This is a genomic window from Paenibacillus sp. J2R1T-4 (genome assembly GCF_059692235.1).
The window spans coordinates 114,042-132,641 of the sequence record NZ_JCAUBA010000019.1 but is presented as its reverse complement, the minus strand read 5'-3'; the positions used below and the strand labels follow the sequence as shown (position 1 = coordinate 132,641).

At 50.2% G+C, this 18,600-nt stretch carries 5 protein-coding genes; 3 read left to right on the top strand and 2 right to left on the bottom strand.

The features are described from left to right. Window positions 1–196 precede the first annotated feature (196 nt). Together AC58QD_RS25665 and AC58QD_RS25660 are read left to right on the top strand one after the other, a co-directional pair. Complete coding sequence (locus tag AC58QD_RS25665; RefSeq protein WP_497337877.1) at window positions 197–1,393, top strand: hypothetical protein; 1,197 nt, start codon at window positions 197–199, stop codon at window positions 1,391–1,393. Window positions 1,394–1,847: 454 nt separating this feature from the next. After that, complete coding sequence (locus tag AC58QD_RS25660; protein WP_497337876.1) at window positions 1,848–8,738, top strand: SpoIID/LytB domain-containing protein; 6,891 nt, start codon at window positions 1,848–1,850, stop codon at window positions 8,736–8,738. A gap of 80 nt (window positions 8,739–8,818) precedes the next feature. On the opposite strand, the gene AC58QD_RS25655 is transcribed toward AC58QD_RS25660, so the two are convergent. Continuing rightward, the gene (locus AC58QD_RS25655) at window positions 8,819–9,325 is read right to left on the bottom strand and encodes a YhcN/YlaJ family sporulation lipoprotein (protein WP_497337875.1); all 507 of its coding nucleotides are present in this window, start codon (window positions 9,323–9,325) and stop codon (window positions 8,819–8,821) included. Window positions 9,326–9,660: 335 nt separating this feature from the next. Between AC58QD_RS25655 and AC58QD_RS25650 the strand changes: the two genes are divergently transcribed. Continuing rightward, on the top strand, window positions 9,661–17,889 hold the full coding sequence (locus AC58QD_RS25650) for a glycoside hydrolase family 94 protein (RefSeq protein WP_497337874.1): 8,229 nt from the start codon (window positions 9,661–9,663) through the stop codon (window positions 17,887–17,889). Between the two features lie 136 nt (window positions 17,890–18,025). Here AC58QD_RS25650 and AC58QD_RS25645 read toward each other — a convergent pair whose 3' ends face one another. Further along, window positions 18,026–18,544, bottom strand: a complete 519-nt coding sequence (locus AC58QD_RS25645) for a hypothetical protein (protein ID WP_497337873.1) — start codon at window positions 18,542–18,544, stop codon at window positions 18,026–18,028. Window positions 18,545–18,600 lie beyond the last annotated feature (56 nt).

Genomic DNA, 18,600 nt, shown 5'->3' with positions numbered 1-18,600 from the left:
TCAAATTCCATTATAACTCAAAAAAACAGCTAAAGTGGTTAAAAGGCGTCAGAAAATGATAGGAAGCTATAAGAGAGTTACCCCTAAGGGATGATTGCCAAATTGGCATCTTCTCTTTTTTATTATACGAAAGCAACAAAATGGAAAAACAGTACGTCTAACCATTATATGTAAATCGTACAGGGTGGTGGGAAGATTGAAATCGTTTAGAGTAGCGTTTGGAGCATCTGTTCTTGCAGTTATTGTTTGCTTATCCTCAATCTGGGGCGGGAATTATGCTGAAGCTGGATCAACCTTGTCGAATAGCGTAGTGATCCTCTCACCTGCGGACATCTATGATAGCCCTGATCCAGAGGCTCAGCCGATAGGTACAATCGGGGCTATACAAGCCGTTGAAGTGGACTGGGACAACTGGGATCGCGATCCGGCAACATCGCCAGATCAGGGAAATTGGATCAGGGTGAAGACATGGCTCGGGGCCAAATGGATTCAGAACAATGCTGGAGTGTATTATGGTAATTATAACGAGGACGTGCGGGAAGTAACGCTTATGAACACGGCCTCCTTATACAATACTCCGGATTTCATGTCACCTATAGGCGCGAGCCTTGGGCCGCAGAAACTTCAAGTAACGGGAGCTATTGGCACCACTCCAAAGTTCTCGAATACAGCCCGTCAATTTATGCAGGGGAGCAGTACATGGTACAGGGTGCAAACATGGATTGGGGAGAAATGGTTAATCAACCCCGCGCTGTTAGAAAATATTCGGATATTGGAACAGTCCTATGATATGAAGCTGTCCGGGGATGAGAATAGCTACGCGCAGCCTTATCAGGGTGAGGGACAAGGGGAACGGATACCCGCCGGTGTCGTGCAAGTGACCGCATTCGGTTGGGAGGGGCTTCCTTACAAGCCTCAATGGTACCAGGTCAAATGGAATGGCAGCAGTCATTGGATTGCGCCTCTTTATGAAGTTATTCGCTACTACTATGAGATAAATGCCCCTATCGAGGTGACGAAAGAGGCCAAGTGCGCTAACCGAATCCACACTTATGACGAAGGCTGCAAGCTTGCGGCTGGAACTTACAACGCCATCGAGGGATCAGGGAATTGGGTTCATCTTCAAACGGGCGAAGGCTTGAAGTGGATAGATCTGAAAACCTTAATGGTCCATCCAGAGAATATCGTGTTAACGACAGATGAAGTTACACTTGATGGCAATACAGAGAGCTACTACTTTCCTGTCTCTGGACAATTATTTCACAAGAAGGGCTATTTCAGCACGAGAACAGTACGCGCCTATGAGAAGTGGGTAGCTGATGACGGGTCCGTATGGTATAACATACAAGCCCCTAGTGACAACGAATGGGTAAAGATCAAAGCATCCAAGTAACAGTGGAACAGAGGGGAAAGTAACGGTTATATCTAAAACCTGCTATAGGGCGCTGAACCCATTTCGACAAAATATACGGCGTGGTCAGCAACTGTACAAACTATAGAAATGCAGCTTATATTATATTGAGAATTCAGCCAATACGAAGCCGACGTCCTTCACGTTCGGTTTCTTTGGTGTTTAATGGTGTTGTTATGTTAAGATTGTCCCACTTTTTTTCAGTTATTTTTCTGCTTTTAGTACAGGAGAGTTAGTTCTTTTTTACAAAAACTTTAGCAAAATCAGACATTTTTCCCTATGTACAAGAGACATAAAACATTATAAACTAAAAAACATGAAATCAATGAAATAATATTTCATAAGTAAAAAGAAAGGAGGAGTTGACCCCATACAAACAGCTAAAAGTGCAAACACAAGCAAAAATCGTGTACGATATTAGAGGAGGAAGTGTGAAATGATTTTTGGTATCGCTGCTAGGAAAAAAGTTAGCGCTTTCATTACATCCATCTTACTCGTTGGAACTTTATTAAATGGAGCGGGTTTCTCCGCCAATACGGCATTAGCAGTAGAAAACGGCGGATTCGCCGTTGTGCGCGAAGAAGGTTTTCCTGTAGCCCCCGGTGTCAGTCATAAAGGAATGACTCTGCAAGGCGGCGAACACATAGAAGCAGTTAATATGATGGAGGTCGACCCGTCCAACCCGGTCATTCAACTGGAAGTGACATCGCCCAAAGGGAAAGTGGTCGGATTGGATACGGTACGCAATCAAGCCTTGCAAATTGATCGCGATGAATACCGGGTCATCGGTGCATTTAACATGGACTTTTACAACACAGATCCCGCATTTGCTGGAGTTCCGAGCGGGATGCAGATTACGAACGGTGAGCTTGTAACCGCACCGGCCTCGTCGCGATCGGTCCTAGGAGTTATGGCGGACGGCAGCTTTGCCATCAAACAAAGCGTCGGATTCACTGGCTCCGTAAAGTTAGCAGGCAATGGACCAAGTAAAGCGCTGAACGGAGTGAACCGGGTGCGGTCAACGTCTGCAGCCAATCAAACGATCCTTTACTCCGACAAATTCAGTAATACAACAAAAACGACAGGAACTGGGGTCGAGGTTGTACTTGCTCCGGCAGCAGGCAGTCGATTGGAGCTGAATAAACCGATTCAAGCCCAAGTAGAGTCGGTTGAGGATAAGAGCGGCAGTGTGATTCCGCCTGGCAAATTCGTTCTGTCTGCAACTGGAACAGATGCAGATTGGGTTAAGACGAATCTGGCTATTGGAGCAGCGGTCGAGCTGAATCTGCAAATGGATAACGGCTTGAACGAGGCAGCTCAAGCTGTTAGCGGCGGTGCCGTACTCGTCAAGAATGGGGCCGCGACTGCGGAGGCGCTAGCCGATAATGTAGATCGTCATCCTCGGACATTCGTGGCTGAGAGAGCGGGTAAGCTTTATTTTATTACCTTCGACGGTCGGCAGCCTACATATAGCGATGGTGTTACCTTAGCCGAAGGAGCGCAATATTTGCAGAGCCTTGGTATGGAAACGGCAATCAATGTGGACGGAGGGGGATCCACCACCTATGCAGCCCGTTTGCCGGGTGATCAGTCCCTTTCCGTTCTGAATCGCCCTTCCGACGGGTATGAACGATCGAATTCCAACTCGCTCATGGTAGTCTCGAAGGCTCCAGTAACCGAGCTTAAATATCTCAAGCCTCAGCCAAAAGGACCGCTTACGGTATTAGTGGGCAGTACAATTCCTTTTACGGCCAAAGGACAGGATATCTCTTATAACGGTGTCTCAGTTGATTCTGCGACGCTTGCTTGGACTGCTGAACCCGCAATTGGAACGATCACAGCCCAAGGTGTATTCAATTCTGCATCAACTCCAGGAGTTGGGCAAATTTCAGTGGCTTCTGGCAGTGTCTCAGAACAAATACCTGTAACGGTGACCGATCAGATCGCCCGGCTTACAATAACGCCGAATCCGGCGGTTGTTAATCCCGGATCGACTCAGACTTTCACGGCTGCAGCATTCGACGCAGCAGGTAACGAGATCCAATTATCACCGCAGCGCCTTACGTGGAGCAAGGAAGGTGATATTGGAACGATTTCAAATGCCGGCGTATTAACTGCATCGTCGGAAGTCGTCTCCGGCAAAGTGACTGTCGCATATGGCGGCGTCAAGGCAGAAGCGATGGTGAGTGTAGGCAAACCGCCTGTGATGGTTGAAGATTTTGAGGATATCACGGATATCGCCGTCTCGTCCGTGAGGGCGAACTCGGCGAAGCTTGATCTGATGAGCCGCCCGAATCCGGTCCGTTATGGGACGCACGCTAGCCGGCTTACGTATGATTTCACTGGCACTGTTGGAACATCGGCTGCTTATTTGAACTTCAAAGCTCCCGATGGATCCGCAGGCCGTTCCATCGAAGGTTATCCGATTAAGCTAGGGTTATGGGTATACGGCGATGCGAAGAATCACTGGCTGCGGGGTCAAGTTCAGGATGGCAACGGCACTAAGAAGCCGATAGACTTCACCGGAACAGGCGAGTTGAATTGGTCCGGCTGGAAGTACGTGACAGCGGACATCCCTGAAGGGATGGCGCTGCCGATGAAGCTGACTCAGCTATACCTTGTCGAGACTAGCAATACGAACAAGAATAGCGGCGCCGTTGTGTTCGACCACTTACGCGCGATTTATAGCGACACAGGAGAAGACCTTGAAGGACCGGTATTCAGCGGAATGACACCGTCTGCTGGTAAGAAGGTATACTCTAACAAACCGGCCGTCGCTGCTGTGGTAACAGATGCAGGCCAAGGTGTGGATAGCGGCTCTATCACAATGAAGCTTAATAATGAGGTCGTCACTCATCAATTCGACGCTGTGAACGGGAAAGTTTCCTATGTTCCTTCTGCAGCCTTAGCAGATGGGACGTACACAGTAACCATTGATGCCATAGATAAAGCAGGTAATCCCGCAGTACCAAGGGCAGAATGGACTTTCACAATCTACACTGGACCAGATGTGGAATCGCCTGTGCTTAGTGTAATTAGCCCCATGGACGGGATTATGACCCGCACTGATCAACCGCGGCTTGCTGTCAAAGCGGCAGATGATTACAGCGGAACCGACAGCACGAAGCTTGTATTGGAGCTGGACGGAGCGGTCGTGCCGCATCAGTACGATGAAGCCAGCAGTACAGTTTACTATACGCCTGAATTAAAGCTAGCGACAGGTTCGACGCACTCAGCCAAGCTGACGGCGGCAGATAAGGCTGGCAATGTAACAAGTATCTCGTGGAGCTTCACAATCGGATCACCGCTCGGACAGCCGGCGAATTCGGAGAAATTCCAGATGAGCATCATCGGGGATGGCGGCTATTATACAGCCGGTCAAGGACAGACAGCTCCTGACATCCTGCTTCGCGAGCAAATAAGCCGCATTAATAACGAAGCTTCGGAGTTGGTAGGTTACACAGGTGACATTGTTGAGAATGACACAGCCGCCAACTTCGCAACAGGGCTGCAGAATATGAGCTTATTCAAGGCACTGTATGTGGTCACCATCGGAAACCACGAAATCTCAGGGAGCGGTTCTCGACTGAACTATCAGAGGACTTTCGGAGAAACGACATACGTATATGATTACGGCAATACTCGGATCATCGGGATCGACTCTGCAAGCGGTATTGTCTCGAATTCGGATGCTTCCCAATGGCCATGGCTCGAGCAAGTACTGGAGCAGAACGACCAGCCTAATGTTCTTGTATTCATGCACGTACCGCCGGATGAAGTCAGCGCAAGCGGAGTAGATTACAACACGGGACATGGTTTCAAGAACCCCGAGGAAGCGGCTAAGTTCTATGACCTGCTTGGCACTTACAAAAATGCTAATGCAGACAAGAATATTGTCGTGTTGAGCGGAGATCTCCACGCCTACAGTCACAAGAAGGTGCAAGGTGTGGACTACATCATCTCGGGCGGCGGCGGAAAATATACACACACCACGCCTGAGCAGGGCGGCTTCTATCATTACTTGAACTTGAAAATCGATGGAAGCAGCATAACATGGGATGTAATCCCGCTCCTTGAGCAGATTGTTTTTAAAGAGGCCCCAGACCGTCTTGCCGTAAATCAGCAGGTTCAACTAAAGGCGGACGGCAAATTCATGACGAGCACGAACGATCCGATTACTTTGCCTGTTGCGTCTCCGTTCAAGACGGAGTGGACGTCCAGCGCTCCGGAAGTCGCTGCGGTCAATGCGCAGGGCATTGTTACAGGGATCAAGCAGGGCGAAGCGACAATCACAGTCAAGTCGGGTAACCGTGAAGCCCAACTCAACCTATTAGTTGCTGGTTCGGCAATTGGCGACGAGATCGAGCTGTCAGGGCTGGCTCCGATGGAGACAGGCGAAGTCGTTCGAGCGCAGGCAAGCTTCGTTCTGATGGACGGCTCCAAGGTCCCGATTGGTTCTGGAGTTCAGTTCACCAGCAGTGAGCCGAATGTGGCGAGAATAAATTCGACGGGCTATGTGACCGCTTTAGATGCGGGCCAGACGGTGATTACAGCAACCTACGGCAGTCTGTCTGACACTTACTCGCTTCAAGTAAGCCAAGCAGCGCCTACTATTCTTCGTGAGAAGATCATGGTAAAGAACACCGCCGCTAAGACCATCGAGCTTGAGCTATCCGGTTCAAAGGCGCTGGCGGATGCCGTTATTGTGCAACAGATGATTAACGGGCAAACCATCGAACGTACGATGACCGACGTCATGGTCGGAGCCGAGAATGTGGCTGTTTACACGAACAAAGCAGGTCTCGTATATCGGTTTGTTATCGAGGGAGAGACTCCAATGAACCGTATGCGCGTAGGGATCCGTAAAGATATCAGCAACATTACGGATATGACGCAGCTCGATCATTCACAAGTGGATCTGAAATCGGTTCAAGGCATCAAATTAACGGATAAAATAGCAGGACGGTCGTTTGATGTAGCGGCTGGCTCGACGATTGCTTTTTCAATTGATGCTGGACAAATCAAAGCAATGGTGAACGGTTCAGAGCTTTATCGAACGGCTAACCGGCTTTATGCTAAATCAGCTGTGCCAGATACATTGATCCAGATCACTTCCATTACCCGTGCTCAAGGGAAACCGCAGTATAGAGGGGAACTGGAGTTGAACATGACGCCTGTCAAAGATAAGCTGCGCGTCATCAATGAGGTCGACATGGAGCAATATTTGTATCAAGTTGTACCTAGCGAGATGCCGGCATCATTCGGACTGGAAGCGCTCAAGGCCCAAGCGGTCGCCGCTCGGACTTATGCGCTGACCGACTATGTGAGCAGCAGGTTTGCCGATAAGGGCTTTCATATTGATGACAGCACACTGAGTCAGGTTTATAACAACTCAGCGGAGAATATTTTGACGAATCAGGCTGTGAACGAGACAGCCGGTACAATCATGAAGAACGGCGGTGAACTGGTCGATGCCAGATTCTACTCGACTTCAGGGGGATATGGCGCTTCCCGTCACGAAGTGTGGGCGGACTCTGTCACGAACCGATTCCCAGGAACACCGGCACCTTATTTGTTAGCACGGAGTTACACATATGATCCAGCTGACAGCAGCAAAATTCTGAATATCGATACACAGGACGAACAGCAAGTGAATGCATTCTATAAAACGCTGTCGTATGCCAGCTACGATTCCGAATCGCTGTATTTCCGCTGGAAGGTCGGGCTTACTAATACTGAACTGCAAAACACAATTAATGCCAATCTGTCTGGACGTTATAGTGCAGACCCGAACTTCATCCTGACGAAGCAGGCTGATGGTAGCTTTGCCAGCAAGCCGATCCCCGCGACCGGAATCGGCAACTTCAAGAACATGTATGTTGCGAAGCGCGGTGCAGGCGGTAACATTACTGAGCTTGTTGTAGAAGGCAGTACCGGCACATATAAAATTGTCAAAGAGTTCAATATTCGCTTCACGATCCGTCCAAGTAAAACCTATACAGGCGGAAGTGACATTCTGGCTTACCGGGCTAAAGGCGGTTCAACCGTCTACGATCCGGCAGGCACTTTGAAAAACCCTAGCATTCTATACTCCGCTTTCTTTACTTTTGATTTAAGTAAAGATGCGAACGGGGAAGTGAATGGTGTTACGTTCTACGGTGGGGGCAACGGACATGGTGTCGGTATGAGTCAGTTCGGCGCTTCGTTGCTGGGAAGCAAAGGCTGGAGCTATGATCGCATTCTGGAAGCCTATTATGGCGGGATGCAGCTGAGCGTCATCCCAGGCACGGACTTGTCTCTGACTAGTATCGAGCTTGGCGGACTTACTCCGACGATGAAAGTGGGTGAGACACGTCAAGCGCAGGTGACAGCGGCGTACTCTAATGGAAGCACCGGCCGTATTACCGCTGGCGTTACGTTTACAAGCAGCAAACCTGAGACAGCATCCATTTCGCCGGCTGGTCTTGTAACAGCGGTTGGCTATGGTCAAGCAACAATTTCAGCATCGTACGGAGGAAAGACGACACAGATTCTGGTCGAGATATCGCCTGAGATCAGCTCGATCCAACTTGCAGGTCTTACGCCAATGACAGCGGGTGAAACGAAACAAAGTGTTGTTTCCGCCACTTATGCAGACGGCACAGTTGCAAACCTAACGCAAGGAGTGACGTTCACTAGCTCTCGTTCCGAAATCGCATCCGTGAGTGCATCTGGATTGATTACGGCTCTGGCAGCAGGCGAGACAGAGATTACAGCCCTTTATCAAGGTAAGGAGAGCCGTTACGTGCTGAAGGTGAACGCTGCACTCGCGGCGATTGAGCTTAGCGGTCTTGGCCCGATGCGGGGAGGGGATTCTCTACAATCCGTGGTAACGGCGACATATTCGGATGGCACCTCGGTTCCAGTTGTTTCCGGTGTGACCTTCACAAGCAGTAATCCTAATGTGGCATCCGTAGATGAATCTGGCCTAGTAACAGCGTTAGAAGCTGGTGAAACAACGATTACAGCCGTGTATAACGGGAAATCGGTTGCATTTATCGTACAGGTAACCGCTGCGCTTACCGGTCTTGAGCTAAAGAAGATCAAGCCCATGAAGGAAGGTGAGTCCGAGCAGCTAACGGTTACTGCATCATATAGTGACGGGACGAAGCAAGATGTGACGTTCCGAAGTTCCTTTACAAGCAGCGAACAGCAGGTGGCCATGGTATCTTCCACGGGCATGCTTACAGCCCTAAGCAAAGGAAAAACGGATATTTCTGCTTCATTCGGAAGGTTGACTGATAGCGATAAGCTCGTGGTCACGCCCGGGAAAGGGCTCAATAATTGAATCTTTCAATATAAAAACAAAAAAAATCCAACCTCAATGGTTGGATTTTTTTGTTGTTTGGCACCATTACTGCGGAGAAATTATCTGGCATTCGGAAATATTCTTTGTATGATCTCTTTAAACTGCTCAACAAAACCGGCAACAGGTCTTCCTTGTTGAATATCAGCTACATAAGAATTGAAGCGATCGACTAATTCCGGACTAGTCGAAACGTACACATTGTGAATATTCGGATCCGTTGCTTTGACTTGATTCGCGATTTGGTGTTCAATCTCGGTTGTTAATTGCCCGTTGCTAACTAAAACAGCCGCAACATAGGCATTTCTTTGGGTTACCAATACATTAGCCCGCTGTACGCCGTTAATTTCTGCAACTTTAGCAGCTGCTTCATGAGCCACTTGAACCCGGTTATCCACATTACGCGGCTCCTGAGCCTGTTGCTGCTGCCACGGCTGCTGTTGCTGCTGCATATGGGTGCCCTGCTGTCTCATGTTGTTTCTTTGGTTTGCTGTACACCCGGTCATTAAGATCGACATGGTTACTACCGTTATAACCATCACTTTTTTGGCAGATGGATTTTTTCTCATCAATTGAACCCCCATTACTTTTTTTTTGTAGTATGCCTACCTTTCCAAATTCCATTCGGAAGAATAACTTAGATGTTCCTGGGAAATAATGAACGTGGTTTTCAAAAACGAATAAAAGAAAGAGGATTGACAATGGGTAAACTATTAATCCCAACGGAACCTATCAAGAAAAAACAACCTGTGAAGTGTCGGGGTTGCATCTGGGGAAATTGGGATGGGCTTATACAGTACTGTTCAAAACTAAGGTGTATAAGAGACTAAAGCATTTAAAGGCCGCTTTGCGAATTTGAAGTATTCGCAGGTGGCTTTTCTAATCGTAATTACTAGGAGAACCTATGACACTGAATTTAGAGAAGCTTCGCCAAAGAGCTCATGAACTAGCATTGACAGATGATTCCCGAGTAAGCCTGCGACCGTCAAACCATTTCTTGCGGGAATTTCATAACGAGACGGACAAAATTGAACGTTTCATATTTTCTCTGCAGAGCTGCGGTGCTCTATGCTCCCAACCAGCAGAAGAATGGCTGCTGGATCACGCAGGGTTCATTCTGGAGCAATCCCTGGTTGTGCGGGACCAACTTGGCAAACATTTGTTGAACAAATTGCCGCAGCTGATCAAAAATCGAGTACCCCGTCTGCTGCCTCTCTGTATCGAATATTTGACGCAGACAGAAGGAGAACTCGACGAAGATTCGTTTGTTGCTTATATACGGAGTTATCAGGAGATCTCGGTGCTGACCATTGCGGAGGTATGGGCTCTTCCGATATTTTTGCGTATTGCCCTGTTGAGCCGGCTTGCCCAAATAGCAGACCATGTTCGCGAACGACGTGATGTCTGCATGTTCGTGGAACAATTAATGTCGACTATCAAACCATTCCAGTCGGACCCTGCAGCGTTGAACGCGGCTCTTGAACGTGCAGGATTGGAAGTGCCGCTGTCTGGACCTCTGATTGTTCATCTGGTCAGCCATCTGCGTGAATGGGAGGACGATTCTGCCATTGTGCGTGAATGGCTGAAGTGCAAATTGGAGAACGGAATGGATAGTCTTGACCGAATCCAGTCCTACGAATATCAAATGCAGGCCGCTTATCAAGTGCAAACAGGTAACTTGATCGGAAGTCTGCGCAAAATCGAACGGTTGAACTGGCATGAAGCTTTCGCGAGATTCAGTCTGGTCGAGCATGTGTTGCTTGAGGAACGCTCAGGCATCTACCCGCAGTTGGATGCCACAAGCCGCGATCTGCTGCGTAAGCGAGTGGAGAAATTGGCCCGCCGCTTCGGTGTTCCGGAGAGCAGAGTTGCTGAACAGGCCGTAGAGCTGGCGGATAACGAATACGAGCACGTATTTGAGCAGGCATGTGAGATAACTCAGTCATCAGTCAACAGCACTTCGGATGAACTGCCGCGTCGTGGAATCGCCGCCTATTACCTGCTTGAAGCGGATGGGATAAAGCGGCTGCGGCAAGCGCTTGCGATGTGCGGCACATCAAGGCGCAATCTGTCAGTTGGTTGGGGAAAGCAGGGAGCTGAGTCTTACTTTACTCTGCTAATCTTCTGCTTCGTGCTGGCATTGATCGGCTTCGCTTGGTGGATAGGGAGCGGCATGGCCAATGAGCTGTCAGAGTGGATCATCGTGCTGGGCGCATTATTGCTGCCTGCAAGCGAATGGGGCGTTACGGCCGTTCATTGGCTGATCGAGTGCCGCAGCAAGCCGTCCCCTTTACTGCGATACGAATTTTCCAACGGCATTCCAGAGGATGCGGCTGCGATGATCATCGTTCCTGTCATTTGGTCGACTCCGGAAGAAGTAAAGGAATTGACGGATCGGCTGGAGCTGCATTATTTGGCGAGCCGCGATCCGAATATTTACTTCGCATTGCTGGGAGATTTCGGCGACGCCAAGGAAGAGCGTCTTCCAGAGGATTCGCTTGTTGTGGAAGCTGCACAGGAGAAGATCAAAGCACTGAACGCTAAGTACACTAGCTCCGGTGACAGCAAATTTTATCTTTTTCAGCGACGCAGATTGTGGAATCCGTCCCAAGAGGTATGGATGGGATGGGAGCGCAAGCGAGGCAAATTGGTGGAGTTTGTGGAATTACTGCGCGGACGCATGGACACTACTTACGATGTAATAACAGGAGACAAAACTTGGTTTAAGAAGATTCGTTATCTAATCACGCTCGACGCCGACACGCAGCTTCCGTTAGGCAGCGCGCAACGAATGATCGCTGCCCTCCATTTGCCATATAACCGGCCGCGGTTGAATGAAAAGCGTACCCGAGTAATCGAGGGATACGGGGTGCTCCAGCCTCGCATCGCTACCAGTTACGCTGGAGCCATGCAATCTCGCCTTACTTCACTATGGTCGGGTGCGCCGGGAATCGATCCATACGCCTTTGCCGTATCCGATCCCTACCAGGACGGACTGGGGGAAGGTATTTTCACAGGAAAAGGAATATTCGATGTAGATGTATTTGCACAGCTGCTGTGTGACCGGATTCCGGAGAATCGCGTCCTCAGTCACGATTTGTTGGAAGGCGGCTTTCTGCGTGCTGGCTTGCTCTCTGACATGGAGTTATTAGATGATCAGCCTGCTGCCTTCGACACCTATCAGAAAAGATTGCACCGCTGGGTACGGGGTGACTGGCAATTGCTCTGCTGGCTGCTCCCCCGTTTATGCGATCGTAGGGGAACGTCTTTACCAGTAGATTTGTCTTCCCTAACCCGATGGCAAATTATTGACAACATGCGTAGAAGCCTAATGCCGCCGGCATTATTTGCGATTCTGTGTCTAGGGTTGACGATACTCCCCGGGAATGCCGGGCGGTGGCTGATCGTGGTGCTTGCCACTTTGTTTTTGCCCGCCATCCGCCATTGCATGGCCATTCGGCATCTATTTGCTAACCTTCGCGGTCTAGGGATTATTGCCGGACAGGTCGCGGTTCAGCTTGCGGTATTGCCATTTCAAACCGTTCTGATGCTGGATGCGATCGGCAAAACCTTATATCGTTTATTCGTATCCAAACGCAATCTGCTGGAATGGGTCAGCTCTGCAGAAGTACAGCGCCGAAGTCGGAGTGTACGGCAACCGATAATGCTTGGGATGAAGGGTGGATACGTACTAGTTTTACTCAGTGCGCTCGCTGCAGCAACTCAACAGGCTGCGGGACCCAGAGTGGCTGGGCTTGTCCTGGCAGTTATTTGGGCGTTGGCTCCAATCCTGATACTTTGGCTGAACAAACCCCAACCACTACCTGAGGAGACGCTTACCGAGATCGAGCAGGATGGGTTGAGGAAGCTGGCAGAACAGATTTGGCGATTTTTTGAGGACAGTGTAACGGAGCAAGATCATTGGCTTCCCCCAGACAACGTGCAAATCGACCCGCCGAATGGAACCGCACACCGTACATCGCCTACCAATATCGGATTATATATGGCCTCTGCCCTAGCTGCCCGGGATTTTGGGTTTATTCATACGTCCGAACTCGTTATGCGCTTGGAGCGCACGATCGAAACCGTGGAACGACTGGAAACATGGAATGGGCATTTATTCAACTGGATCGATACGACCACGCTCGAAACGCTGCAACCGAAGTATGTATCCAGTGTGGATTCCGGTAACTTTATTTGCTGTTTGATTGCAGTCAAAGAAGGACTGGCGCAATGGCTTGAATTTGAAGGGAAGCATAAGGAATCTGTTCGGACCGTAACGGATGCCGAGGTGGAAACAGAAGAAAGTGATTGGTTGACGCGGGGAAAATGGTTGATTGGGCGTATAGAGACTTTGGTTGAAAAGACGGAATTCGCTCCGCTGTTCGATCCCAAAACGATGCTGTTTTCATTAGGCTACGATGCATCGCTCAACCGGTTGGACCCTGTTCTCTATGATCTTATGGCATCGGAATCAAGACAGACCAGCTTTATAGCAATTGCCCTGGGACATGTTCCAGTAGCCCACTGGTTCAGATTAGGGCGAACTATGACCAGTTACGGACGGCGAATAGCGCTGCTCTCGTGGTCGGGAACGATGTTCGAGTATTTGATGCCCAGTCTGTTCATGCGCACATATCGGCGAACGGTCTGGAGTGATACCTATCAGGCCGTCGTGAAACGGCAAATCGAATATGCGCGGCAGCGGGATGTGCCGTTTGGTATTTCGGAATCCGGTTATTATGCGTATGACCACCAGTTGAACTACCAGTATCGGGCTTTCGGTGTTCCCGGGCTCGGATTTCAGCGTGGGCTCGAGAAAGATCTGGTGATAGCCCCTTATGCATCGATCTTGGCTCTGCCTTTTGCCAAACGGTCCGGGATCGAGAACCTGCGCAAGCTCGATACGCTCGACGCCCGAGGGGTGTACGGTTACTTTGAGGCCATTGATTATACGACCGAGCGATTGCCGAAGGAAGAATCTTTTAGAGTCATTCGCAGCTTTATGGCCCACCATCAAGGCATGAGTCTCCTTTCCCTTGCCAACCTGCTGCTGCCGCAGAGCATGACGGACCGCTTTCACGCCGACAAGCGCGTTCAAGCTGCGGAGCTGCTGCTTCAGGAACGCATACCAGCGCGACCCAAAATGATCAAACATCCAGCCATGAACCGGACGTACTCGGAAGGCAAGGATCTGACACAGAATGGTGCCCCCATGCGGGAGAGCCATCTCCCCGAAGGTCCGGCGCCTGTACCCGAGATTGGTATCCTTTCCAATGGAAGCATCACGACGATGGTAACGGACAGCGGCAGCGGATTCATCCGCTTTGGGGAATTGGCTCTGACACGGTGGAGCGAAGATATAGTGAAAGAGGACTGGGGGAGCTTTGTCTACATTCGCGATGTGACTCAGGACAAGATGTGGTCACCCGGGTTTCAACCGTGCCGCGTTCCCTCTGCGGAACAACGCGTTCAGTTTGCGCTTGATCGCGTCACATTTCAGCGTGAAGACGGCGATATTCGGACAAGCCTGGAAATTGGCGTGTCCCCGGAACGGAATGCAGATGTGAGGAGACTGACTCTTACGAACACCGGCGCCGAAACGAGGATCATGGAGGTAACGACATATACGGAAATCGTGATGGCCACTCCGAGAGTGGACGATGCGCATCCGGCCTTCAGTAAATTGTTCGTGGAGACGGCCTACAATCAGGCAGCAGGGTGCTTGTTGGCTCGACGGAGGCCGCGCCATGACGAGGAGAAGCCGCTTTGGGCGGCGCATGCGCTCGTACCCGGAGGCGCAACTCTGGGTCCGGCAGAAATAGAAACGGACCGAGCCAAATTTATAGGCCGCGGGTTTAGTCGATCCCGTCCTAAGGGAATCGATTCCCGTTTGCTCGGGACAGTTGGTGCCGTGACGGATCCGGTGTTTGTCATGCGGCAGCGCTTGGCCATAGAGCCGGGGCAACAGATGCAACTGTTCGCCATTACGTGTATCGGTTATTCGAAAGAAGAAGTGATGGAGATTGTTGATCGTTGTTCAGCGAATTCGTCGATCGAGCGAACGTTTCAGCTTGCTTGGACTAGAAATCAGATCGAGTTGCGGCATCTGCATCTTACTGCCTCGGAAGCAGCGGATTTCCACCGTTTGGCCGGCCGGCTGTTGTATCGCTCGCCGCTTGGGAAAGAGCAGCAGGAAAGCATCGCACGTAACCGTAAAAGCCAATCCGCTCTTTGGTCGTATGGGATATCGGGTGACCGTCCAATTCTTCTTGTTCGAATCGCCAATCGGGAGCATTTACCGTTTGTTGTGAAGCTGCTTGCAGGATACGAATATTTGCGCCGAATGGGAATCTTCTTTGACCTGGTGCTGTTGAATGAATCTCCGGGAGGATACCAGCAGGATTTGCAGGATGCGCTGCAACGGGCAGCGCAGGAAGGCGTGCAACAACGCGGCCAATTGGGAGGCGTATTCGTTATAAGCGGCAATACCCTGCCGGAGGAAGACCTGACACTGCTGATTTCGGTTGCGCATTTGATGATGATAGCGAACGGCCGAAGCCTGAAAGCACAGCTCCGATGGCCCGCAGATCACAACGTTCTGCCTGAGCCCCTTGTTTCCCATAAACGGCTGATCCGATACGATCCTACTTTAAGCGATAACAGGAACGCTTTGCTGTTTTTTAATGGGTGGGGGGGATTTACTCCTGATGGACGCGAATATCGAATATTGCTCCAAAACAATCATCCTCTGCCTGCGCCATGGATAAATGTACTGGCCAATCCGCGATTTGGCTGTCTTGTTTCTGAGCAAGGGACAGGCTACTCCTGGTGGCGAAACAGCAGGGAATGCAAGCTTACGCCATGGTCCAACGATCCTGTGCTTGATCCTCCCGGGGAAATGGGCTATTGGCGCGATGAGGAGAGCGGAGAAGTATGGACTATATTCCCATCGGGTGCTCCAGTGGATCAAGCTTATGAGGTTACCCATGCGCGCGGATATACAAGGTTCCGTCATGAGAGAATCGGCGTGCTGCACGAGGCGACAGTGTTTGTCCCGCAAGAAGATCCGGTCAAGGTTATAGAAATCAGGGTGAGAAACCGAACTTCGATCCCGCGGCGCTTGTCCTTTACGTATTACGCGGAATGGGTGTTGGGGGTCCGGCGCGAAGCGAATGCCTCCTTTATCGTTACGGAATGGGACGACCATACCCGTACTTTACAGGCGCACAACACGTATCAGGAGCATTTCAGAGGTGCCACCGCCTTTTTGGGTGTCTATCCGCAACTGGATCCAACTGCCGATTCCGAAGGTTCGGTCTCTAACGAATATTCATGGACTGGAGACCGCTGGGAGTTTATCGGCCGCAATGGCACGCATAAGCAACCCGCTGCACTGAATCGGGAGAGGCTTTCCGGTAGAACGGGTATCTCCTCTGAATCTTGCAGTGCGATACAAATCCAGTTAACGCTTGAACCCGATGCAGAGAAAGTTATCTATGTGGTGCTCGGCTGTGAGGATTCGCGTGAAGCGGCCGTTAGCCTTGCGGAAACATACAGTGATACCCGTATATGCCAAGAGGCTTTCGTACAAGCAACCCGATTCTGGGAAGAGGTTACGGAGCAGATCGTGGTGTCAAGTCCTTCCAAAGAGATGGATCTTCTACTGAACGGTTGGTTGCTTTATCAGACACTCTGCTGCAGAATGTGGGCTCGGGCGGCATTTTATCAGGCAGGAGGAGCTTACGGGTTTCGGGATCAACTTCAGGATTCGCTCGCGCTTCTTCATACACGTCCAGATCTTACCCGAGCACAGATAGTGCTGCATGCCGCGCACCAATATGAGGAAGGCGATGTGCAGCATTGGTGGCATGAGGAAACAGGCCGCGGGATTCGTACTCGATTCTCCGACGATTACCTGTGGTTGCCTTATGCTGTCTCAAGATATATCGAGCATACGCAGGACGACCGGATTCTTGAGGAACAGGTCCATTTTCTATACAGCGATCCTCTGGGTGCAGATGAGCACGAACGCTACGAGATTACACAGATATCTCAGCAGAGCGCCGATGTGTATGAACATAGTCTACGCGCAATCGAGCGGGCTTTGCTGAGATTAGGGGAGCATGGGCTTCCGCTGATCGGAATTGGTGATTGGAATGACGGCATGAGCCGTATCGGAGCAGAAGGACGAGGAGAAAGCGTGTGGCTAGCCTGGTTTTTATGCGATGTTCTTGAGCGGTTCTCGGAATATTGTCGTCTTCGCGGTGATCTGGAGCGGGCAGAACGATACCTGGAGAGCAAAAAGCAGCTGTCTGCGGCTGCAGACAAATACGCTTGGGATGGACAATGGTACCGGAGAGCGTTCACCGATAGTGCGGAATGGATAGGTTCGATCCGTAACCAGGAATGCCGTATCGACGCGATCGCCCAATCGTGGTCGGTTCTCTCGGGAGCGGCGCCAGCAGAGAAAGCCGCACAAGCGATGCAGGCGTTCGACCGTGAGCTGGTAGATCGTAACCTGTCGGTAGCCCGCTTGCTCGACCCGCCGTTTGACCGGAGTTCTCCAAGTCCCGGTTACATTCAAGGTTATCCTCCGGGTATTCGCGAGAATGGAGGGCAGTATACACATGGCGTGATCTGGAGCATAATCGCATGGTGTCAGCTAGGTCATGGAGGAAAAGCTTTCGAGCTGTTTCATATTATGAACCCGGTGGCGCATACGAAAACGTCGAAAGAGGTACTCCGTTATATCGGGGAGCCCTACGCAATGGCCGCAGATGTGTACACGGCGTCGCCGCATGAAGGGCGTGCCGGTTGGACCTGGTATACGGGTGCAGCAGGATGGATGTATCAGGCTGGCATCGAATGGATTCTCGGCCTTCGCCGCGAAGGGGAGAGACTATATATCCGGCCTTGCATTCCGGCGGAATGGCCTGAATATTCCGTCCGCTACCGGTACGGAAAAACATATTTTGCTATTACCGTCAAAAACGGCAAAGGCAGCAGCGGTGAACATTTGCAGCAAACGGATGTACAAGCTTCTGTATTCGTGAAGCATGAGGAAGATGGCGCCTATATCGACTTGTTCGATGACGGGCAGGTCCATGAGCTTGAATTCACAATCCAGTAGTGCGGCGATCTCTTCCCGATTTATATAAAGGGAGAGGTCGCTGTTATTCTTCTGACGATCGATCAGGACTAACAAAAAAAAGACAAACCCTTTACTAGGAGTTTGTCTTCCGTTTCACGATAAGCGAACGTTTCAATTAATATTCTTTACGCTTTGACCTGCGCACTATACGAACGACAACAATAATTAAGATGAGCCACAAAGCGAAGCTAAGCAGCGAAAGAAAAGGAGCACCGAGTGAAAAACCGGCAAATGGATTGAACAGCGATCCCAGGATCGTTCCCAATGCCAATCCCCCGAACAACCCGCCAAAAAATCCGCCAAAACCCGTTCGTGGTGCAGGCGTCATTCTAGTTGGATTGCGAACCGCATTATCTGGTCTTGTTGGGGTTGTACGGCCGGGATTTCCTACACCAGGGTTATAGCTTCGAGATGGAGAACGATATCCGCCGCGTCTAAAAGGTTCAATAGTGCCCGACTGGTCGGTTTCCCCTTGTATTTGAAACGACTCAGCGTAACGCTCAGCATCAGCAGTAGTAGAAATTCCAAAAAACAAAGGAAATAACAAAAGCAGTATCAACACTTTTTTTATTTGCATTTTCCCACCTCCATCCGTATCGTTCCCTAACCAAAAAAGATCATTCAGCCCGTTCATGCATAAATCACTCCTATAACACTTATATTATTGAAGTTACCTCACACAAACATTAA